Source organism: Pseudomonas sp. MF6755, from assembly GCF_016405635.1.
Classification (GTDB): domain Bacteria; phylum Pseudomonadota; class Gammaproteobacteria; order Pseudomonadales; family Pseudomonadaceae; genus Aquipseudomonas; species Aquipseudomonas haemolytica.
In genome coordinates this window covers 165461-187315 of the sequence record NZ_JAEKDA010000015.1, presented here as the reverse complement: position 1 = coordinate 187315, position 21855 = coordinate 165461, and the positions used below count along the sequence as shown (strand labels likewise).

Genomic DNA, 21855 nt, shown 5'->3' with positions numbered 1-21855 from the left:
TTCACTTCAAACGATTGGAAAGAAATTGCTGCAAGCGTTCGCTGTTGGGGTGGTCGAGGATCTCGGCGCCGCCGTGTTCCTCGACCTGGCCCTGATGCAAGAACAGTACTTGGCTGGACACCTGGCGGGCAAAGCCCATTTCGTGGGTGACCATCAGCATGGTACGACCTTCCTCGGCCAACGTCTGTATGACTTTGAGGACTTCTCCTACAAGTTCCGGGTCGAGGGCAGAGGTGGGTTCATCGAACAGAATAATCTCCGGTTCCATCGCCAACGCCCGCGCAATCGCCACGCGCTGCTGCTGGCCACCGGACAGGAATGCCGGGTATTGGTCCGCCACGCGGCTTGGCAGGCCAACTTTGTCCAGGTACAGGCGTGCGCGTTTTTCCGCTTCGGCGGCGCTCACGTCCAGCACCCGGCGCGGGGCCATGGTGATGTTTTCCAGCACGGTCATGTGGCTCCACAGGTTGAAGTGCTGAAACACCATGGCCAGGCGCGTGCGCAGGTTTTGCAGTTGGGCCTGGTGCGGGGCGCGGGTGCCGGCGCGGCCTTGTTGCATTTCGATGCTGATGCCGTCCAGGGTGATCACCCCGGCGTCGGGCTGTTCGAGAAAGTTGATGCAGCGCAGCATCGTGCTTTTGCCCGAGCCGCTGGCGCCGATCAGGCTGATCACATCGCCATGGCGTGCGTTGAGGGACACGCCCTTGAGCACTTCGTGATCGCCGTAGCGTTTATGGATGCCTTCGACTTGCAGCTTGATCGCAGCAGTTGCAGTTTTGACCTCGGGTACATCCACCGGATAAGCGGCCAGGGCCTGCGCGGACTGATTCATGGGTTAGCCTCGGGTAGGAACAAGAAAGCGCATCCAGCGACGTTCGGCCAGCCGAAACAGGCCCACCAGTGCAAAGGACAGCAGCATGTAGAGCAGGGCGGCGATGCCAAAGGCCTGGAAGGTCAGGAACGTTTCGGCATTCGCATCGCGGGCGACCTTGAGGATGTCGGCGACGGTGGCGGTAAACGCCAGCGACGTGGCGTGCAGCATCAGGATCATTTCATTGCTGTAGGCCGGCAGGGCGCGGCGCAACGCGGCGGGCACCACCACATAGAGGTTCAGGCGCCAGCCGTGCAGGCCATAGGCGCGAGCCGCTTCGATTTCGCCATGGGGAATATTACGGATCGCCCCGGCGAAGATTTCCACGGTGTAGGCGCAGGTGTTGAGCACAAACGCCAACAGGGTGCAGTTCAGCGCATTGCGGAAAAACTGGTTAAGCAAGGCGTTGTCCTGCACCACCTCCAGGCTGTACAGGCCGGTGTAGCAAATCAGCAGTTGGATATACAGCGGCGTGCCACGGAACAGGTAGGTGTAGACCTCCACCGGCCAGCGCAGCCAGAAGTGCTGCGAAACGCGCGCCAGCGCCAGGGGGATCGACAGGCAAAAGCCGAGCACCACCGAGATAATGAACAGCCACAAGGTCATGGCTACGCCGGATAACCCCGTGCCGTCGCTGAACAGATAGGCGAGGCCATATTGCTGGAACAGTTCGATCATCGCGCCATCCCCTTGATGCCCAGGTTGTAGCGCCGTTCGAGGCGCTTGAAGATGCGGTTGGAGAGGGTGGTGATCACCAGGTAAACCAGGCCCGCGAGGATCAGGAAGTACAGGGGCTCACTGGTGGACTTGCCGGCGTTCTGCGCGGCCTTGACCAGGTCTGACAGGCCGATGATCGATACCAGCGCCGTGGACTTGAGTAGCACCAGCCAGTTATTGCCCAGGCCCGGCAGGGCAAAGCGCATCAGTTGCGGGAACAGCACCAGGTGAAAGCGCTGCCAGCGGCTCAGGCCGTAGGCGGTGGCGGCTTCCAGTTGGCCCACCGGCACACTGAGGATCGCGCCACGGAAGTTCTCGGTGAAATACGCGCCGTAGATAAACCCCAGGGTGACCACTCCGGCGGTAAACGGGTCGATTTCAACGTAGTCCCAGCCGAACACGTCGGTCAGGTCGTTGAGCCACAGTTGCAGGCTGTAGAAGATCAGCAGGATCAGCACCAGGTCCGGCACGCTGCGGATCAGCGTGGTGTACAGCGTGGCCGGCACGCGTAGCCATTTGGCGCTGGAGAGTTTGGCGCCGGCGGCGACCAGGCCCAGGGTGAGGCTCAGGGCCAGCGCGAGCAACGCCAGCTTTAGCGTCATCCAGGCACCCTGGGCCAGCATCGGGCCGTAGCCTTGCAGGTTGAGGAGTTCGTTCATGGGGGGACCTCTAAAGGGCGCAGACATACCCCTGTGGGAGGGGGCTTGCTCCCGATGAGGGCGTGCCAGTCGACACATGTATTGACTGACCCACCGCTATCGGAGCAAGCCCCCTCCCACAAGGGATTGTGTTGGCTTATTCGTTGTAGATGTCTTGATCGCCGAAGTATTTCTTCTGGATCTGCGCGTAAGTGCCATCGGCCTGGACGGCAGCGATGCCTTTGTTGATCAGCTCACGCAGCGCCTGGTCGTTCTTGCGCAGGCCCATGGCGATATCCAGGGGCAGGGTCGGGTCCTTGAAGGCCGGGCCGGTCTTGAAGTCGGCGCCTTCGGGCTTGGACAGGAAGTTGAGCTGGGCTTCGAGCTTGTCGGTCAGGGTGGCGTCGAGGCGACCGTTTTGCAGGTCGGCGTAGTTCTGCTCCTGGGACTGATACGCCTTGATCTGCGCGCCGAGCTTGGCCAGGTGCGCCCGCGCATAGGCTTCCTGCAGCGAGCCTTGCAGTACGCCGACCTGCTTGCCTTTGAGCGATTCGGGCGTGTCGCCGAAGTCTGCGCCTTTGCGGGTGATCACCGAAGTCGGGCTGAGGAATAGCCGGTCGGTGAAGTCGATGACTTTTTCCCGGGCCGGGGTCACGGCCATGGAGGACATGATCGCGTCGAACTTGCGCGCACGCAGGGCCGGGATCATGCCGTCGAATTCGTTGTGCACCCACGTGCATTTGACTTCCAGCTTGGCGCAGATGGCGTTGCCCAACTCGATGTCGAAGCCTTGCAGGCTGCCGTCGGCGGCTACGGATTCAAAGGGTGGGTACTCGGGGAACACGCCAAAGCGGATTTCTTTCCAATCCTGGGCATGAGCGACGCTGGCGCACAGTGGCAACAGCAACGCAGCGAAGAGTGATCGCAGTGCAGTCATGTGTAGGTCCCTATATTTTGTAATTGATGTCAGGGCAGTAAAAGGGCGCAGCTTGCATTCATTTGCTGACTCTTTGGTCGGGCTCAGAATGCTTCATGGTGGTGCGTTTTTTGTGTCGTTTAACCCCTGCACAAAGCGCAAATTGCGCTGTTAAAACCTGCAATGCAGCGGAATCGGCTGTAGCACCCGCTGAATCGGCTTTTTACCTCTGCAGAACTGGCCCGCCCTGGGCGCAAAGCGGCAGGCCAGAGCGTTCTCAGGCGCGCTTTTTCTGCTGTGCCATCGGTTGCTGGGCCAGGCGTGCAAACAGGTCTTTCGGGTCGGCCAGGTCGGGCACCAGTTCCAACTCGCTGCCCACATCCAGCGCTTTGGCCACGTCGAGCACATAGCGCAGGGCCGAGTAGTCTTCGATGGCAAAGCCCACCGAGTCGAACAGGGTGATCTGGCGCTCATTCTCGCGGCCGGGTTTCTGGCCGTTGATCACTTGCCACAGCTCGGTCACTGGTGAGTCTTCGGGCATGTGCTGGATTTCGCCTTCAATACGGCTTTGCGGTTCGTACTCGACGATTACACGGGCGCGCTCGACGATGCGGCGGTCCAGTTCGGTCTTGCCTGGGCAGTCGCCACCTACGGCGTTGAGGTGCATGCCCGGCTCGATCATCTCGTCAGTCAGGATGGTGGCGTAGGCTTTGTCGGCGGTGACGGTGGTGACGATATCCGCGCCTTTGACCGCCTCGGCCACGCTGCCAGCCAGGATCACCTTGATCGCCGGGAACGCCTTGAGGTTGGCGGCGAGCTTGGCGGTGGCCTTGGGGTCGATATCGAACAGGCGGATTTCAGTGATACCGAGCATGGCGTGGAAGGCCAAGGCCTGGAATTCGCTCTGGCAGCCGTTGCCGATCAACGCCATGCTGCGGCTGCTGGCGCGGGCCAGGTAACGGGCAACCAGGGCCGAAGTGGCGGCGGTGCGGATCGCGGTGGTCAGGGTCATTTCCGCCAGCAGCACCGGCTTGCCGGTATCCACATCGCCCAAGGCGCCGAAGGCCATCACGGTGAGCATGCCGGCCAGGGTGTTTTTTGGGTGGCCGTTGACATATTTGAAGGCGTACAGCGAGGCATCGGACACCGGCATCAACTCAATCACGCCATCGGGTGAATGGTTGGCCAGGCGCGCGCATTTCTCAAAGTCCTGCCAGCGCAGGTAGTCGGCACGGATGTAGTCGGCCATCTCGGTGATGCAGGTTTGCAGGCCTTTCTGCGAGACCAGGTAGCTGAGGTCGTTGACGTCGATATAACGGGTCATGGCAAGACTCCTTATTGAAATGAGGGACGGACCGGCAGGTGGACTTCGGCCAGCATGCAGCGGGCACTGCCGCCGCCGATGCGTTCGATGTTGTCGATATTCACCACCACCGGCCGCGTGTGGCGCTCCACGTGCTGGCGTTGGGCTGGTTGCAGGGCGCCCCAGGCGCTGGCGGACATGACCAGCAGCGGCTGGCCGTCACGGTCGTGGACTTCAAGCATGTTGCCGGCAAAGGCTTCCAACTGATCGAAGGTGAGGCTGAGGATGTCTTTACCGGTGTCGCGCAGGGAGCGTTCCAGGGTCAGGCGCTCGCTGTCGTCGGGCAGGGCCTGCAGGCACACCACCGCGAGGTCGCGGCCGACGCTCATCATTACGTTGCTGTGGTAGATCGGCGCGTGGTGGCGGTCGAGGGCATGGAACACGCAGAGCTGGTAGTCCAGGCGTTCGGCGAACTGGCGCAGCGCCGCGTGGTGGGTGCGCCCGGAGTGGCAGGCGTAGCTGATGCGGTGCTGGCGGTCGAGCACCATGCTGCCGGTGCCTTCGAGGAAGATATTCTGTTGCTCAAGGTGGCTCAGGTCGATGGTGTCTTTGATCGCAAAGCGTTGCTCCAGGACTTGCAGCACGCCCTTGTTGCGCTCCAATCGGCGGTTCTGGCCTTCCATGGGGTAGAGCACCAGGCTACCGTCGGCGTGGCTGCTCCACCAGTTATTGGGGAAGATCGAGTCCGGGGTGTGGGGCGCCGGGGTGTCTTGCACCACCAGTACTTCCACGCCGTGATTGCGCAGGGTGTCGACATAACCGTCGAACTCCTCCAGCGCTTTGTGCTGTGCACTGAGCGGGTCCAGCGGCGGGCGTTGGAAGCGGTTGTTGATCGCGGTGTCCGGGTTGAAGGCAAAGCGCGCCGGGCGAATCATCAGGACGGTGTTGGTGGTTTGCATGGGGGCACGGGTCCGTTGGGGATCTTGTGCCGCTATTGTGTGCGTTGTGGGGAAAGGATCCCGGCTGAAACAGCGGGGTGGCTCAGCCAAGAAAGCTGAAAACGGGAGTGGCGCAGCCGAATCGGCTGCCAGATTGAAATGTGGACAAATGTGGGAGCGGGCTTGCTCGCGAATGCGGTCTGTCTGCACTGAATCTAGTGACTGACACTCCGCATTCGCGAGCAAGCCCGCTCCCACATTGGTATTGTTGTGGCTGTTATAGCGCTGTCAGCCAGGAGGAACCATGTCTACCGCTGTTCGCCTTGCCCAGCCTTCAGATGCCGAGGGCATCAGCCAAGTCATCCTGGCTGCGCTGCATAGCAGCAACGCGCGTGATTACCCAGCAGATGTCATTGCGCGGGTTGCCAGCAACTTCACCCCCGACGCTGTGCTGGCGTTGCTCCAGCGGCGGACGGTGTTGGTGGCGACTCAGGATCAACTGATCGTCGCTACGGCGGCGCTTGATGGCAACGTGGTGCGCTCGGTGTTCGTCAACCCGACGTTGCAAGGGCAGGGCATTGGCCGGCTGTTGATGATCGAGATCGAACTGCGTGCCCGGGAGGCGGGTGTAACGGTATTGAGCGTGCCGTCTTCGCTGACGGCGCAGCCGTTCTACGCCAAGCTGGGTTTTCACAGCGTGCGTGACGTTTATCACGGCAACGAGCGCACCCTGGTGATGGAGAAGGCGTTATCGTCTCGACATCCCATCGGCCCCTATCGCGACCGTCAGCACCGCGCCCAGGTGGTCGGGTTATGGCAGGAGGCCTTTGGTTATGACACGGCACATAACCTGCCGAGCCTGGCGATCGAGAAGAAGCTGGCGGTCAATGATGGGTTGTTCTTCGTCGCCACCGACAAGAAAGCCGTGATCGGCACGATTCTCGCCGGTTATGACGGCCATCGTGGTTGGTTGTACTCGGTGGCGGTACGTACGGATTATCGGCGCCAAGGCTTGGGAGCTTCGTTGGTGCGGCATGCGGAACAGGCGCTGACGGCCTTGGGCTGCATGAAGATCAACCTGCAGATTACCGGCGGCAATGACGCGGTGGTGGGGTTTTATGAGGCGCTGGGGTATGGCGTGGAGCCGAGGATCAGCATGGGCAAGAAGATTGCCGAGAATATTCCTCAGTCTTGAAAATACTGGAGATCAAATGTGGGAGGGGACAAGCCCCCTCCCACAGGTTTTTTAGTGTTGCTGATGCAGTGTTTAGACCTTGACGATCCAACCTTCTGGCGCTTCCACGTCACCGGTCTGCACACCGGTCAGCTCTTTGTAGAGCTTCTGGGTGATCGGGCCGACTTCGGTCTCGCTGTGGAATACGTGCAGCTTGCCGTTGTACTGGATGCCGCCGATCGGCGAAATCACCGCAGCGGTACCGCAGGCACCGGCTTCCTTGAACTGATCCAGCTTGTCGATCAACACTTCGCCTTCAACCACTTCCAGGCCCAGGCGGGTCTTGGCCAGTTCGATCAGCGACAGGCGGGTGATGCCTGGCAGTACCGAGGGCGACTTCGGCGTGATGAACTGGTTGTCGTGGGTGATGCCGAAGAAGTTGGCCGAGCCGACTTCTTCGATTTTCGAGTGGGTCATCGGGTCCAGGTAGATCGCATCGGCGAAACCGGATTTCTTCGCTTCGGAGCCCGGCATCAGGCTGGCGGCGTAGTTGCCACCCACCTTGGCAGCACCGGTGCCTTGCGGCGCGGCGCGGTCGTAGCCGGAGATCTGGAAGTTGTGTGGCACCAGGCCGCCCTTGAAGTAGGCACCGACCGGGATGCAGAACACCGAGAAGATGAACTCCGGCGCGGTGCGCACGCCAATGTTGTCACCGGTGCCGATCACGAACGGGCGCAGGTACAGCGCGCCGCCGCTGCCATACGGCGGGATGAAGCGCTCGTTGGCCTTGACCACTTGTTTGCAAGCGTCAATGAACGCTTCGGTCGGCACTTGCGGCATCAGCAGGCGGCCGCAGCTGCGCTGCATGCGCGCGGCGTTCTGGTCGGGGCGGAACAGGTTGATCGAACCGTCCTTGCAACGATAGGCCTTGAGGCCTTCAAAGCATTGCTGGCCATAGTGCAGGGCGGTGGAGCCCTCGCTGATGTGCAGCACGTTGTCGTCGGTCAGGGTGCCTGCTTGCCATTCGCCGTTTTTCCAGACCTGGAGAAACCGCTTGTCGGTCTTGATGTAGTCAAAGCCCAGCTTGTCCCAATTGATGCTTTCGTTACCCATGACACCCTCTATCTCTGGCCAAGTCGGATTTTCTTCTGGATGGGCGCAACAATACTGCATTCTTGCTTTGTGTGGGAACTGCGCTCTTACAGATGCAGCGCATGCCCCAAAGCCCGCAACGCAGCTTCCTGCACCGCTTCACCCAGGGTCGGGTGGGCGTGGATGGTGCCAGCCACATCCTCCAGGCGTGCACCCATTTCCAGGCTCAGACCAAAGGCGGTGGACAGCTCGGACACGCCAGCCCCCACGGCTTGCCAGCCAACAATCAGGTGATTGTCTCGCCGCGCCACTACCCGCACGAAGCCGGCCTTGGACTCCAGGGTCATGGCCCGGCCATTGGCGGCGAACGGGAAGCTCGACACGATGCAGTCCAGGCCGGCAGCCTTGGCCTCGTCCGGGGTCTTGCCGACTACCACCAGCTCCGGGTCGGTAAAGCACACCGCCGGGATAGCTGCCGGGTTGAATTCGCGGGTTTTACCGCTGATCAGTTCGGCAACCATTTCACCCTGGGCCATGGCCCGGTGCGCCAGCATCGGTTCGCCGCTGAGGTCGCCGATGGCATACACATTGCGCATGCTGGTCTGGCAGCGGCTGTCGATCTTGATCGCCGCGCCGTTCATGTCCAGGTTCAAGGCTTCGAGGTTCCAGCCCTGGGTGTTGGGTTTGCGTCCCACGGCCACCAGCACCTGGTCGGTGTCCAGCGCCAGGGTGTCGCCGTTGGGGGCGCGGACCTGGAGTTTGTCGTCGGTAAAACCGGTGACACTGTGCTCGAGGTACAGCTTCACCCCCAATTTCTTCAGGGATTCAGCCACTGGCAGGGTCAGCTCGGCGTCGTAGGCAGGCAGGATATGCGCCTGGGCCTCGACCACACTGACTTCGGCGCCGAGCTTGCGGTAGGCAATGCCCAGCTCCAGGCCGATGTAACCACCCCCCACCACGATCAGGCGCTTGGGTACGCGGGTCGGCGCCAGGGCTTCGGTGGAGGAGATGATCGGCCCGCCAATCGGCAGCATCGGCAGGTTGACGCTTTTAGAGCCGGTAGCCAGCAGCAGGTGTTCGCACTGGATGCGCTGTTCGCCCACGTCGACAGTCTTGCCGTCGACGACCTTGGCCCAACCGTGGATCACCTGCACCTTGTGTTTCTTCAGCAGCGCGGCGACGCCGGTGGTCAGGCGGTCGACGATGCCGTCTTTCCACTCCACGCTTTTGCGGATGTCCAGGGTCGGCACATCCACTTCAATGCCCAGTGGCGAGCCCTGGCTATGGTGCACGGTTTGCTGGAATTGCTCGGCCACATGGATCAGGGCCTTGGAGGGAATGCAGCCGATGTTCAGGCAGGTGCCGCCCAGGGCCTGGCCTTCCACCAGGATGGTCGGGATACCCAGCTGGCCGGCGCGAATCGCCGCCACATAACCGCCGGGGCCGCCGCCGATAATCAGCAGCGTGGTGTGCAATGTCTGAGTCATGCCCTTACTCCAGGAACAGGCTGGCGGGTTGTTCGAGCAGGCCGCGAATAGCCTGGATGAATTGCGCCGCGTCCATGCCATCGACCACCCGGTGATCGAAGGAGCTGGAGAGGTTCATCATCTTGCGCACCACGATCTGGCCCTTGATCACCATGGGCCGTTCGACGATACGGTTGACGCCGACGATAGCCACTTCCGGCAGGTTCAGCACCGGCGTGCTGACGATGCCGCCCAAGGCGCCAAGGCTGGTCAGGGTGATGGTCGAACCGGACAGCTCATCACGGCTGGCCTTGCCAGTGCGCGCGGCGTTGGCCAGGCGCGCGATTTCTTCGGCATTGCCCCACAAACTACGGGCTTCGGCGTGGCGCACCACCGGCACCATCAGGCCCACGTCGCTCTGGGTGGCGACGCCCACATGCACCGCGCCGAGGCGGGTGATGACCTGGGCTTCGTCGTCATACCGTGCGTTGATCTGCGGGAACTCGCGCAGCGCCACGACCATGGCGCGCACGATAAACGGCAGCAGGGTCAGCTTGCCGCGTGTCGCGCCGTGCTTCTCGTTGAGGTGCACGCGCAACTCGTCGAGGGCGGTAACGTCGATTTCTTCCACATAGCTGAAATGCGCGGCACGCCGGGTGGCGTCCTGCATACGCTGGGCGATCTTGCGGCGCATGCCGATCACCGGGATCTGGTGTTCGTCATTGCGCTCGGCATAAGGGTTGGCGGCGCTGGTGCTGGTGGCCGGCCCTTGGTGCAAGTACGCCTCCAGGTCTTCGTGCAGGATCCGGCCCGCCGGGCCTGAGCCCTGGACCAGGCGCAACTGAATCCCGGCGTCCAGCGCGTGCTTGCGCACGGCAGGGGAGGCCAAGGGGCGCTCGCTGGCTTCACGGGCCACGGGCGCTTGTGGCGCCTTCACGGCAGCCGCGGGTTTGTTTTCGACCGGTGCCGGTGCCTGTACCGGTTTGGCTTCGGCCGCAGGCGCAGCCTTCACCGGTTCGGCAGCTACCGGCACATCCTTGGTATTGCCCGCGCCTTCGACTTCAATGCTGATCAAAATACTGCCCACCGCCATGACTTCACCCGGCTCGCCGCCGAGGGAAATAACCTTGCCGTGGACCGGCGAGGGAATATCCACCATCGCCTTGTCGGTCATCACATCCGCCAGCACCTGGTCTTCAACCACCAGGTCACCGACCTTCACATGCCACACCGACAATTCGACTTCCGCGATGCCTTCGCCAATGTCCGGCATCTTGATAACGTGCGTGCCCATTCAGACCTCCATGACCCGTTTCAACGCCGCGCCCACTCGGGACGGCCCTGGGAAATACGCCCACTCCTGCGCGTGCGGATAGGGCGTGTCCCAACCGGTGACGCGTTCGATCGGCGCTTCCAGGTGGTGGAAGCAATGCTCTTGCACCAGCGACACCAACTCGGCACCAAAGCCGCAGGTGCGGGTGGCTTCATGCACCACCACGCAACGGCCGGTCTTTTTCACCGACTTGACGATGGTCTCCAGGTCCAGCGGCCACAGGCTGCGCAGGTCGATGACTTCGGCGTCGATGCCGGTTTCTTCGGCGGCGACTTGCGACACATACACAGTAGTGCCGTAGGTCAGCACCGTGACGGCTGAGCCGGGGCGCACAATGGCGGCCACGTCCAGCGGCACGGTGTAGTAACCGTCCGGCACCTGGGCTTGCGGGTGTTTCGACCACGGCGTCACCGGGCGGTCGTGGTGGCCGTCGAACGGGCCGTTGTACAGGCGCTTGGGCTCGAGGAAGATCACCGGGTCATCGTTCTCGATGGAGGCGATCAGCAGGCCCTTGGCGTCAAAGGGGTTGGACGGCATCACCGTGCGCAGGCCGCAGACCTGGGTGAACACCGCTTCGATACTCTGGCTGTGGGTCTGGCCACCGTAGATGCCGCCGCCGCACGGCATGCGCATGGTCAGCGGCGCGGTGAACTGACCGGCCGAGCGATAACGCAGGCGCGCAGCTTCCGAGATGATCTGGTCGGTGGCGGGGTAGACGTAGTCGGCGAACTGGATTTCAGCCACTGGGCGCAGGCCATAAGCGCCCATGCCCACGGCCACGCCGACGATGCCGCTTTCCGAGATCGGGGCGTCGAACACCCGCGAGCTGCCGTACTTGGTCTGCAAACCTTCGGTGCAACGGAACACGCCGCCGAAGTAACCGACGTCCTGGCCGAACACCACCACGTTGTCGTCACGTTCAAGCATCACATCCATGGCCGAGCGCAGGGCCTGGATCATGGTCATGGTGGTGGTGGTCATGGCGGTTTCCAGTTCGATGCTGTTGTTGTGGTCGTTCATGTCACACCCCCAACTCTTGACGCTGGCGCTTCAAGTGCTCCGGCATCTCTTTATAGACGTCCTCGAACATGGTCGCGGCGCTAGGAATCTGGCCGCCGGCGAGGGTGCCGTACTGCTCGGCTTCCTTCTGCGCCTTGACCACTTCGGCTTCAAGTTCGGCACTGACCGCCGCGTGTTCCTCTTCGGACCACTGGCCAATCTTGATCAGGTGCTGCTTGAGACGGGCAATCGGGTCGCCCAGGGGGAAGTGGCTCCAGTCGTCGGCTGGGCGGTACTTCGAAGGATCATCGGAGGTGGAGTGCGGACCGGCGCGGTAGGTGACCCATTCGATCAGCGTTGGCCCAAGGTTGCGTCGCGCACGCTCGGCAGCCCAGGCCGAAGCGGCGTACACCGCGATAAAGTCATTGCCGTCTACGCGCAGGGAGGCGATGCCGCAACCGACGCCGCGTCCGGCGAAGGTGGTGGCTTCGCCGCCGGCGATGGCCTGGAAGGTGGAGATGGCCCACTGGTTGTTGACCACGTTGAGAATCACCGGCGCGCGGTAGACGTGGGCGAAGGTGAGGGCGGTGTGGAAGTCCGATTCAGCGGTGGCGCCGTCGCCGATCCAGGCCGAGGCGATCTTGGTATCGCCCTTGATCGCCGAGGCCATGCCCCAGCCCACACCTTGCACGAATTGAGTCGCGAGGTTGCCGGAAATGGTGAAGAAACCTGCGTCCTTGACCGAATACATGATCGGCAACTGGCGGCCCTTGAGCGGGTCGCGCTCGTTGGACAGCAATTGGCAGATCAGGTCCACCAGCGGCACGTCGCGGGCCATCAGGATGCTTTGCTGACGATAGGTGGGGAAACACATGTCGTCGATGTTCAAGGCCAGGGCCTGGGCGCTGCCGATGGCTTCTTCGCCAAGGCTTTGCATGTAGAACGACATTTTTTTCTGACGCTGGGCAACCACCATGCGGTTGTCGAAGATGCGCGTCTTGAGCATGGCGCGCATGCCGCGGCGCATGATCTCGCTGGAAACGCCTTCGGCCCACGGCCCAAGGGCCTGGCCCTGGTCGTCGAGCACGCGGATCAGGCCCTTGGCCAGGTCAGCGGTGTCGGCGGGTTCTACGTCGATGGCGGGTTTGCGTACCAGGCCGGCGTCGGTCAGGCGCAGGTAGGTGAAGTCGGTCTTGCAGCCTGGGCGGCCCGAGGGTTCGGGAACGTGCAGGCGCAGCGGTGCATACGGCTGGGTCATGGCTTTCTACGCTCTATCTTGTGAATTTCTTGTAGTGGGCGCGCTAGCTGACAGTCAGTCTTCGGGTAGAAGAAATCTTGTCCTACAACAATCATAGGCGTGGCGTCGGAGAATATTTATCTCTGTTTCGTTGCGCCCACGATCATTTGCGGATAAAAAACCTGCATAAACATAATAAACAGGTGATTTTGTCTCATGCGCAAACTGGACCGTACCGATATCGGCATTCTCAACGCCCTGCAGGAGAATGCGCGGATCACCAACGCCGACCTGGCCCGCTCGGTCAACCTGTCGCCCACGCCGTGTTTCAACCGGGTCAAGGCGATGGAAGAACTGGGCCTGATTCGCGACCAGGTCACGCTGCTGGATGCCGACCTGCTGGGGCTGCACGTTAATGTGTTCATCCATGTGAGCCTGGAAAAGCAGAATGAACTGGCGTTGCAGCAGTTCGAAGGGGCGATCTCGGACCGGCCGGAAGTGATGGAGTGCTACCTGATGGCCGGCGACCCGGACTACCTGATCCGTGTGCTGGTGCCGACGATTCAGTCGCTGGAGCGTTTCATGATGGACTTTTTGACCAAGGTGCCGGGGGTGGCGAATATCCGCTCAAGCTTTGCGCTCAAGCAGGTGCGCTACAAGACGGCGTTGCCATTGCCGGCCAACGGCATCAGCCTCGGTTCCTGATTCAACACAGGGCGAAATGTGGGAGGGGGCTTGCTCCCGATTGCAGTGTGTCAGACCACTCATTCGTTATTGGTACACAGCCATCGGGAGCAAGCCCCCTCCCACATTTTTTTCCGCATTTCAAAGTTGGTTGAGTGGGATCTTCAGGTAGGTCACGCCGTTCTCTTCCGCAGGTGGCATGTTCCCCGCACGCACATTCACCTGGATCGCCGGCAACAACAGCGTCGGCATGCTCAACCCGGCATCACGGGTGGTGCGCATCTCTACAAACGCCGCTTCATCCACCCCGTCATGCACATGGATATTCCCCGCCCGTTGTTCCGCCACCGTGGTCAGGCACTTGGCCTCACGCCCTTCAGGTGGGTAGTCATGGCACACATACAGCCTGGTGTCAGAGGGGAACGCCAACAGCTTGCGCATCGACGCATACAACTGCCGCGCATCACCGCCGGGGAAGTCGCAGCGGGCGGTGCCGACATCAGGCATGAACAGGGTGTCGCCCACCAGGATCAAGCGGCCGTCGATCAAGTAGGCCATGTCTGCGGGCGTATGCCCCGGCACATGCAGCGCCTGGGCCTTCAAGCCGCCGATATGGAAGATTTCATCCGGCGCGAACAGGTGATCGAACTGCGAACCGTCGACGCGAAATTCCGGCTCCAGGTTGAACAGGTGCTTGAACACGCCCTGCACCTTGCTGATCGACTCGCCGATCGCGATCTTGCCGCCCAGGGTGCGACGCAGGTAGGGCGCGGCGGACAGGTGGTCGGCATGGGCATGGGTTTCGAGCAACCACTGCACCTGCAAGCCATGCTCGCGCACAAAAGCGATGACCTTGTCGGCCTGGGCGGTGTCGGTGCGCCCGGACGCCGGGTCGTAGTTGAGCACCGAGTCGACGATGGCGCAGGGGCCACCGTCGGTCTCATAGACGATGTAGGTGTAGGTCGACGATGCCTCGTCCAGAAAGGCTTGAATCAACGCTGGCATGGCGGCTGTCCCCGATGAAGAAAAAAGTGGTTACAATCAGTTTACGTTTACACATAATGTTTTGAGCTTAAGTGACATAAAGGACCCGAGGCAAATGGAATCTACTTTGAGTGAGGGCGAAGTCGCCCAGTTGCGTGCGTCGGCGTCCAAGGCGTGTTCCTTGCTCAAGGCCCTGGCCAATGAGGACCGCCTGTTGATCCTGTGCCAGTTGACCCAGGGCGAGCGCAACGTCGGCGAGCTGGAAGCCCTGACCGGCGTCCGCCAGCCCACCCTGTCACAACAGCTGGGTATCTTGCGCGATGAAGGGCTGGTCGCTACTCGCCGGGAAGGCAAATACATTTTCTACGGGTTGGCCAGCCACGAAGTGATTCAAGTGATGAAGACCCTGTCCGGCCTGTACTGCGGCGCGGTCATAAAAAGCTGGGCGTGATGCCAACTGGCAACGACCCTTGTGTGCATTGACTATAAAAGGCAGTAGACCATGACCGAACAACACTGGGGCCCAACCATCAGTGGCGATATCGTAGTCATCGGCGGCGGCTCGGCAGGTATCGGCCTGCTGGCCAGCCTGCTCAAGCGTGACCCGCACCTGAACATCATCCTGATCGAACCCAACGACTACCACTGCTACCAGCCGGCCTGGACCCTGGTGGGCGGCGGCGCCTACGACCTGCAAAAGACCCGCCGGCCCCTGGCTAATGTGCTGCCCAATGGTGTCAGCTGGGTGCAGGCCGCCGTCAGCGAAGTGCTGCCGGACGAGCAGACCCTGGTGCTCGACAATGGCCAACGCGTCACGTGGGACAACCTCATCGTCTGCCCGGGCCTGCGCCTGGCGTGGGAGAAAATCGAGGGCCTGCAAGATACCCTCGGTCAGCACGGTGTGACGTCCAACTACAGCTACGAGCACGCCGCCTATACCTGGCAACTGGTGCAGCAGCTCAAGGGCGGCAAGGCGCTGTTTACTCAGCCGGCTATGCCGATCAAATGCGCTGGCGCGCCGCAGAAAGCCATGTACCTGTCGTGCGATCACTGGCTCAAGCAGGGCACTCTCAAAAATATCGACGTCGAGTTCAACCTGGCCGGTGCCGCACTGTTCGGCGTGGCGACTTTTGTGCCGCCGTTGATGAAGTACGTCGAGAAATACAATGCGCGCCTGGCGTTCAATTCCAACCTGGTGAAAGTCGACGGCCCGGCGCGCAAAGCCTGGTTCGAAGTGAAAGACACCGAAGGCAACGTGAGCGTCGAAGAGAAAACCTTCGATATGTTGCACGTTGTACCGCCGCAACTGGCCCCGGACTTTATCCGCCAGAGCCCGCTGGCCGACGCCGCCGGCTGGTGCGAAGTGAACCCCCACAGCCTGCAACACCTGCGCTACCCGCATATCTTCGGCCTGGGCGATGTGTGCGGTGCCACCAACGCCAAGACCGCGGCGGCGGTGCGCAAGCAAATCGTGGTGGTGGCCGAGAACCTGTTGGCCCTGCGCAAACAGGCGCCGCTGCCACTCAAGTACGACGGCTATGGCTCCTGCCCGCTGACGGTAGAGAAGGGCAAGGTAGTGCTGGCCGAGTTCGGTTACGGCGGCAAGCTGCTGCCGACCTTTCCCCTCGACCCTACCCGCGCGCGCCGCTCGATGTGGTTCCTCAAGGCCACGTTGCTGCCGTGGTTCTACTGGAACGGCATGCTCAAGGGCCGCGAGTGGCTGACTCGCCTGGCCAAGGTGGACTGAATGCTGCTGGCCAGTGTGTTGGGAGTATTGATGGGCCTGGTCATGGGCCTGACCGGCGCCGGCGGCGGCATCCTCGGGGTGCCGGCGTTGGTGCTGGGGCTGGGCTTGAGCATGACCCAGGCCGCCCCGGTGTCGCTGCTTGCGGTGGGCGCGGCGGCGGCAGTCGGCGCGATTGATGGCCTGCGCCATGGCCTGGTGCGTTATCGCGCCGCGTTGTTGATCGCCGTGCTCGGCGGGCTGTTTTCGCCCTTGGGGGTGTTCGTTGCCCATCAATTGTCGGAGAAGCTGTTGATGGGCCTGTTCAGTGCCTTGATGGTGCTGGTGGCCTGGCGCATGTTGCAGCGCGAAAAGGTCGAGGCCGGGCCAAGCGACCATGGTTCTGCGTCTTGGGCGCAGAAAAACTGCATGCTTAACCAGCAGACCGGGCGCCTGGCCTGGACGGCCAAATGCACTGCCACCCTGGCTGCATTGGGCGCGGTGACCGGCGCGGTGTCGGGGCTGCTTGGTGTCGGTGGCGGCTTCCTGATCGTGCCGGCGTTCAAGCAACTGACCGATGTGCAGATGCGCGGGATCGTCGCGACTTCCTTGATGGTGGTCAGCCTGCTTTCGCTGATCGGCGTGGTGGGGGCGTTTCATGCGGGGGTGAGCATCGAGCCGGTGGGCTGGGTGTTTATTGGCGCGAGTATCGTCGGGATGTTAGCGGGACGGCGCCTGTGTTCGGTGATTCGCGCACGCACCTTGCAGGTGGGGTTTGCCAGCCTGTGCGTGGTAGTGGCGATTGGAATGTTGTTTAACGCGTTGGTCTGACTCTGTGCCGGCGACCCGTAAGGTCGCCGTCCATTGCGTTAGTCACAAAATCTAGTAGTTGGGCAGGAACCTCCTGATTGGGCTTTAACACCCAGTGAGCACTGCAAACGCCAGGATGATTTTTTGACTATGGACAGGCATCGCTCATGACAGCTATTCCCCCTGCACAGACCTGTTCCTCATCGCCACTGTTGACGCTTGACCATCAATCACCTCCTGTTACCGAAGAAGTCGACACGTCGGTTACGCCTGAGCGCTCAAGCCCAGGTTCAGCGTCAGCCGTCAGGTCCGGCTCCCCGCTGGGCAATCTGGGAGGGGCGCTGTCGTGGCCGATACCGTTGAGCGCCGACGAACAACGTCGCTTGCGTCTTATCACGATGAATCACGCACACCATTTGGGCGACGAGCCGCTGGTGATACAAACCAAAGGCGGTGTGCTGGAGTTCTTGCGCTACCGCCAACCCTTGCCAGCGGCGGCGCAGAACGACCCGGCCAAGATGCTCGAGGCGCTGGTCAGTTCCCCCCAGGGGCAACGGATGGGCAAGGCGCTGCAACAGAAAATGCAAGGCATTGACAGCGATAGCAGCGTGACGGATTACCTGTTGGCGGGGATTGCGCTGCAGATGGACCCTGAGTCGATCACTGCCCCCGCACGCAACAAAATAGCCGGCTTCGATCTGGCCAGTGACAAATATTGGGGGCAAACCGCATCCGCAGTGGTGGATGGCCTGGCCGAGTACTTGAGTGGCACAGGTAGAACCAGCGCTGGGCTGGCAAAGGTCGGTGCCCACCTGTTGCTGGCCAGGTCGGCCCCGCAGTTTCTGATTCAAGACATTCCAAAGTCTGTGAAAGTTGGCAGCCAGGCATGGGCCAACCTGACGATTGCGGCCATGACGATCGAAGCGCAGGCACCGGGCAAAGTCCTCGGTATGACGTTTGCCCTGGTCATGAGCGAGGCCGAAGAGGCGCGGCGGCTTGACCCTGCGGTCACCCAGACAGCACAAACGGCTGCTTTGCTGGATTGGGCAATCGCCAATGGAGTGCTCACAAAAAGAAGCAACGACAACTACCTCCCCGCACACCTCGAATTGGCAAGAACCGCATTCAACGCACAGCTTGACGCTCGACTCATTGCTTCCAGGGCTCTGGACAAAGCACTACCGACGCGAAAAGAGATCGCACTGGCCACGCTGAAGGAGCGGTTTGGAGACCTGGGCGCGTTTTTCGAAGAGAAAATATTCAGTGTTGATCAGCATTACGTGGAAGGTGAAGGAGGCAGGCATTCGCTATTGGATATCGCCATGATCGACTGGCTGGAACCCAGACCCTTCAAGGCGCATGAACCCAGCAGTTCACTTAAGCCCAATGACCTGCGCAGGGTGTTAACGACGTTAAACGTTAACCCGCAGTTTGGCGTACCGGCTGAATTCGAGAGGCAGTTCAACCGCGCCATCGAGGAAAAAAAGGCCGCCGTCAATACCACCGTCAGGCACATGATCTCGCAACTGCCTTTGCAAGATCGGAAAAATTTTGAGTGTAGAAAAATCAGTTTTTTTCAAAAAGGCTCATACGTGTCAGATGGTTTTTTTAACAATACCTATGCTCAGAATGAACCGGATCTGCTCGTCAAGACGGATCTGGGCAGCCAGTCCCAGGCCTATGTCATCAACTTCAATGACGGCACGATTGAACGGACGGACCTGTACAAGGCGAAAAACAGGGAGTTAAGGGACGCCAACAAGGTGTTTACCACCAAAGCGTTCATGCCCAGTCATCAGGCAGATGATCTCGGTCGTGAGCGCCCGTTGAATAACCCACTCTTGGATAGCTTTACCAGCTCTCGATCCCATGCGATTGCCACGGCGTTCGTCGAGCACTTGGGGCTTGACGATCCTGCTATCAAAGAACAAGCCCGTGGGCAAACCGCCTTTGACAAAGCAAAGGCCAGTTTCAAGCCGTTGAGCGAGTTTTTGTTAAACCTGATCCCGTTCAGATCCGCCATTGTCAACTTCCAGAACGGCCAGTATGGCGCCGGCGCATTCGATCTCTTACTGGATGTATTCGGGTTTCTTACCGCCGGCGCCGCAACCGCGGGAAAACTGCTCAAGATTGGCAGTACTGCACTCTCCAGCGCAGCCAAGGCGTTGCGGACGGTGAAAGTCATCGGCGTGGCGAGTATAGACCTGCTCAACCCTGTGAGTGGTTTGCGCGATTTGGCCAGGCTGATGGGCAACGGCGTCCTTTATCTTGGCGGCAAAGCCATCAACCGCCTCAGGGGCGCCACCGGTAGTTACGATCAATTAAAAGCGCTCAGCAAACAGTATGACGCTGCTGCAATCGGCACCGTAAAGGTGGCTGGCGAGACCATCGAAGGCGCCGCAGTGCTCAAGAGCGGCCATTGGTATGCTTTTGATGCCGACACGATGCGACCTTACGCAAGCCCGCTCGACGAATTTGCAGTCGCGACCCAGGCTGTCGCAGGTAGCGTCAGCACCGGCCACACCGATGCACTGTACGCATTGAGCCATGAGCTGTACGGGCACTTCAAAGTGCCCGAGTCGCGCATCGCCGGGCTCTCACGCAACAGTCAGGGCGTGTATGTGGCAGCCGATGGGCACCTGTCGCATATACGCCATACCGAAAGCAGCGGTAAGACGGCGGTGTACGAGGTCCGACAGGTCTCTCGCACGCAGGATGGCGGCGTGCAGGCGCATATTTATCACAACGGCAAGAAAACCGAATTGCTGGTCATGCACATACAGGGTGACCAATGGCAACGCGTGGGGGCAGCCGGTGGCGGGGCGCCAAAGCAGATCACGGCTGAACATTTGCGGGCTTGGGAAGCGTTGCCGCGCCTGGAGCAAGTCAGGCTTAGCCCTAAGGGCTTTGCCCGGCAGCATCAACTGCCTTGGAAAGCGTTTGAGTACTGTGTGAAAGCTGACGGTGGCCTGAGCGAAACCGGCTTGATCGTGCGTAGCCGCCCCGCCAACACGCCCTTCAATAAGGTGTCCGAAGCGCATATCCGTATTTGGCAAGGCATGACTCAGCAGGAACGTGGCGCGATAACCATAGACGGGTTTGCCTGCCATCATCACGTTAATATGCATACGCTCAGAAATCATGTACGGGTAGATGGTAGCCTGGGCCCTGAGGGTGAAGAGCTGCTGGGCAGGGCTGCCGGTGCTGCCTATGAGGTGATTACCGATGAGCATTTACACCAGTGGCGCACGCTCTTGGCGCAACCGAACAACTCAGTGACACAAGCGCAGTTCTTAAGCCAGCACAGGCTCAGCCCAGGCAGTTGGAGTCGCTTCGTGAAAAAGGACGGCTCCTTGAAAGAGGCGGCCGTGCAACGTCTCAATCAGGCACAGCAAAACACCGCGCTTGCCCCCACGTTCCAGGCTTCGGCACGCAAACAGCTAATCACTGCCGAACATCTACGCGAGTGGGAGGCGTTGTCGCCCGCGCAACGGCAAAGCATGACCCGTGAGGGCTTTGCTCAACAGCGCAACCTCTCCCCGAAAACCTTTACCTACTACGTGCAGCCTGACGGCCAGTTGAGCGATACCGGCAAGATTGTGCGCGACCGCGCCGTCAACATACCCTTCAATGCGGTGACTGAAACGCATATCCGTGATTGGCAAAGCAAGACACAGCAGGCGCGTGACGCCATGACCATGCATGGATTTGCCGGTCAACATCACCTTAAACCGAGTACGTTCACAAACTGTGTGCGGCGAGATGGTGGCCTGGGGCCGTCCGGTGAAGCGTTGTTGAACAGGGCGGCCGGTCACACCTACACCGCGCTTACCGATGACTATTTACGCCAGTGGAGCGCGCTCTTCGTTCAACCGAACAATTCAGTCACGCCGTCGCAGTTCTTGAGCCAACATGGGCTCAACCCAAATACTTGGCGTCAGCACGTTAACGCCGATGGCTCTTTAAAGGAGGCGACCGTGCAGCGCCTCAATCGGGCAGGGCAAAATCCCGCGCAGCCCCCTGCGTCCGAGCCACCTGCTGCGGGTACGGCACGAAAACGACCTGCGCCAGCCCCTTCGGATCCGCCGCCGCCGAAATCTACGGGTCTGAACAAACCCACTGACACATCACAGAGCGAACAGGTCCCTGGTCCATCTTCGGACGTCGTCGTTGTCAAGGTTGAACCCAATGTTTCTCCGTCACTGCCTCGCCATCAGATCGATAACACACTGCCGATTCTGCAGGACCCGCTGAACCCCAGGCTCAGCTTGACCCAAGCACTTGAGGGCTCTATCGATGACATTCGTATCGCCCACTGGAATGGCGTGCTTGACGGGCTGGATAGCCCAACGAAGGCGCGCGTTTCAGCCCAGATCAAGGCGTCGATCAAAGACTGGCTGCGCACCGAAGGCCAACACCCGTCTCGGTTTGATGAGGCTATGGAAGTGGTCACGGCGCTGGACGACGGTGGGCCGGCTCGCGGCGCATCGGTGTGGGCGCGGCGCGATATTCCCCAGTTCGAGGTGCTTGGCCCGTATGCAGGCAAATACCATGCAGACGAGGCGTCGCTGTTCCAGGAGCAACGCAAGCAAGGCTCACGGGCTGTGCTGACTTACCTGTTCGGTACACGTTCGGGCACGCGCACGGTCAGTGGACTGCACACGGGCAACACCCTGAGCCTGATCAATACCTCGCAACTGCGTAATGGGCCGGCGTGGCAGTCGAACAATGTCGTTTCCGTCGCGGTCGGAAAAAACCTGACGTTCTATGTGGCGCTGAAGGACATCAAGAAAGGTGATGAATTGCTGCTGGACTATGGGCCGTTCTATGAGCCGGTGCCTGATATCGCGATCAAGCCGGATCCCGATAGCTGAGTTCAAGCGCTCGGTGCCCGTCTGAGGAGCAATTGCGCCCTTGGCATGGCAAGATAAACGCTGCTCAGGTTTACTACGCCCTGAGCAGCGGATTCA

At 60.9% G+C, this 21855-nt stretch carries 18 protein-coding genes; 6 read left to right on the top strand and 12 right to left on the bottom strand.

The annotated features are described in order from the left end of the window. Position 1: 1 nt before the first annotated feature. The 6 genes from JFT66_RS20770 to ctlX form a co-directional block, all read right to left on the bottom strand. Positions 2–832, bottom strand: a complete 831-nt coding sequence (locus JFT66_RS20770; protein ID WP_233097158.1) for an ABC transporter ATP-binding protein — start codon at positions 830–832, stop codon at positions 2–4. 3 nt (positions 833–835) lie between these two features. Then, entirely contained in the window at positions 836–1549 is a 714-nt protein-coding gene (locus JFT66_RS20765) for an ABC transporter permease (RefSeq protein ID WP_046068753.1), read from the bottom strand. Then, positions 1546–2247: an ABC transporter permease gene (locus JFT66_RS20760; RefSeq protein ID WP_034120421.1), complete on the bottom strand. Its 702-nt coding sequence runs from the start codon at positions 2245–2247 to the stop codon at positions 1546–1548. Before JFT66_RS20760 ends, JFT66_RS20765 begins: the two co-directional genes overlap by 4 nt. A gap of 136 nt (positions 2248–2383) precedes the next feature. Beyond that, positions 2384–3163 (bottom strand): ABC transporter substrate-binding protein, encoded by a 780-nt coding sequence (locus JFT66_RS20755; protein ID WP_034120420.1) that lies wholly within the window; start codon positions 3161–3163, stop codon positions 2384–2386. Positions 3164–3419: 256 nt separating this feature from the next. Further along, the gene (locus tag JFT66_RS20750; RefSeq protein ID WP_198859999.1) at positions 3420–4466 is read right to left on the bottom strand and encodes an ornithine cyclodeaminase; all 1047 of its coding nucleotides are present in this window, start codon (positions 4464–4466) and stop codon (positions 3420–3422) included. 11 nt (positions 4467–4477) lie between these two features. Continuing rightward, positions 4478–5404: a citrulline utilization hydrolase CtlX gene (gene ctlX / locus JFT66_RS20745; protein WP_198859998.1), complete on the bottom strand. Its 927-nt coding sequence runs from the start codon at positions 5402–5404 to the stop codon at positions 4478–4480. 283 nt (positions 5405–5687) lie between these two features. Between ctlX and JFT66_RS20740 the strand changes: the two genes are divergently transcribed. Beyond that, positions 5688–6578 (top strand): GNAT family acetyltransferase, encoded by an 891-nt coding sequence (locus JFT66_RS20740; RefSeq protein WP_080753000.1) that lies wholly within the window; start codon positions 5688–5690, stop codon positions 6576–6578. 72 nt (positions 6579–6650) lie between these two features. On the opposite strand, the gene JFT66_RS20735 is transcribed toward JFT66_RS20740, so the two are convergent. The 5 genes from JFT66_RS20735 to JFT66_RS20715 form a co-directional block, all read right to left on the bottom strand. Then, positions 6651–7670 carry a branched-chain amino acid aminotransferase gene (locus tag JFT66_RS20735; RefSeq protein WP_034120414.1) on the bottom strand — a complete coding sequence of 340 codons (1020 nt, stop codon included), beginning with the start codon at positions 7668–7670 and terminating at the stop codon, positions 6651–6653. An 86-nt stretch (positions 7671–7756) separates the two neighbouring features. After that, the gene (gene lpdA / locus JFT66_RS20730) at positions 7757–9136 is read right to left on the bottom strand and encodes a dihydrolipoyl dehydrogenase (RefSeq protein ID WP_198859997.1); all 1380 of its coding nucleotides are present in this window, start codon (positions 9134–9136) and stop codon (positions 7757–7759) included. Between the two features lie 4 nt (positions 9137–9140). After that, entirely contained in the window at positions 9141–10409 is a 1269-nt protein-coding gene (locus tag JFT66_RS20725) for a dihydrolipoamide acetyltransferase family protein (protein WP_198859996.1), read from the bottom strand. Then, a complete protein-coding gene (locus JFT66_RS20720) occupies positions 10410–11468 on the bottom strand; it encodes an alpha-ketoacid dehydrogenase subunit beta (protein WP_198859995.1) in 1059 nt (352 codons plus the stop codon). Between the two features lies 1 nt (position 11469). Continuing rightward, positions 11470–12705, bottom strand: a complete 1236-nt coding sequence (locus JFT66_RS20715; RefSeq protein WP_034120408.1) for a 3-methyl-2-oxobutanoate dehydrogenase (2-methylpropanoyl-transferring) subunit alpha — start codon at positions 12703–12705, stop codon at positions 11470–11472. 195 nt (positions 12706–12900) lie between these two features. Here JFT66_RS20715 and bkdR point away from each other — a divergent pair, with 195 nt between their 5' ends. Beyond that, the gene (gene bkdR / locus JFT66_RS20710) at positions 12901–13389 is read left to right on the top strand and encodes a Bkd operon transcriptional regulator BkdR (protein WP_017136255.1); all 489 of its coding nucleotides are present in this window, start codon (positions 12901–12903) and stop codon (positions 13387–13389) included. Positions 13390–13509: 120 nt separating this feature from the next. Here the strand turns inward: bkdR and JFT66_RS20705 are convergent, their stop codons facing one another. Beyond that, positions 13510–14373, bottom strand: coding sequence for an MBL fold metallo-hydrolase (locus tag JFT66_RS20705; protein WP_034120407.1), 864 nt, complete (start codon positions 14371–14373; stop codon positions 13510–13512). A 94-nt stretch (positions 14374–14467) separates the two neighbouring features. Here JFT66_RS20705 and JFT66_RS20700 point away from each other — a divergent pair, with 94 nt between their 5' ends. From JFT66_RS20700 to JFT66_RS20685, 4 genes are all read left to right on the top strand, one after another. After that, positions 14468–14803 (top strand): ArsR/SmtB family transcription factor, encoded by a 336-nt coding sequence (locus tag JFT66_RS20700; RefSeq protein ID WP_005789341.1) that lies wholly within the window; start codon positions 14468–14470, stop codon positions 14801–14803. Between the two features lie 51 nt (positions 14804–14854). Beyond that, the gene (locus JFT66_RS20695; protein ID WP_198859994.1) at positions 14855–16099 is read left to right on the top strand and encodes an NAD(P)/FAD-dependent oxidoreductase; all 1245 of its coding nucleotides are present in this window, start codon (positions 14855–14857) and stop codon (positions 16097–16099) included. After that, positions 16100–16906, top strand: coding sequence for a sulfite exporter TauE/SafE family protein (locus JFT66_RS20690; RefSeq protein ID WP_198859993.1), 807 nt, complete (start codon positions 16100–16102; stop codon positions 16904–16906). A gap of 146 nt (positions 16907–17052) precedes the next feature. Further along, positions 17053–21759, top strand: coding sequence for an SET domain-containing protein-lysine N-methyltransferase (locus JFT66_RS20685; RefSeq protein ID WP_198859992.1), 4707 nt, complete (start codon positions 17053–17055; stop codon positions 21757–21759). Positions 21760–21855: the final 96 nt, after the last annotated feature.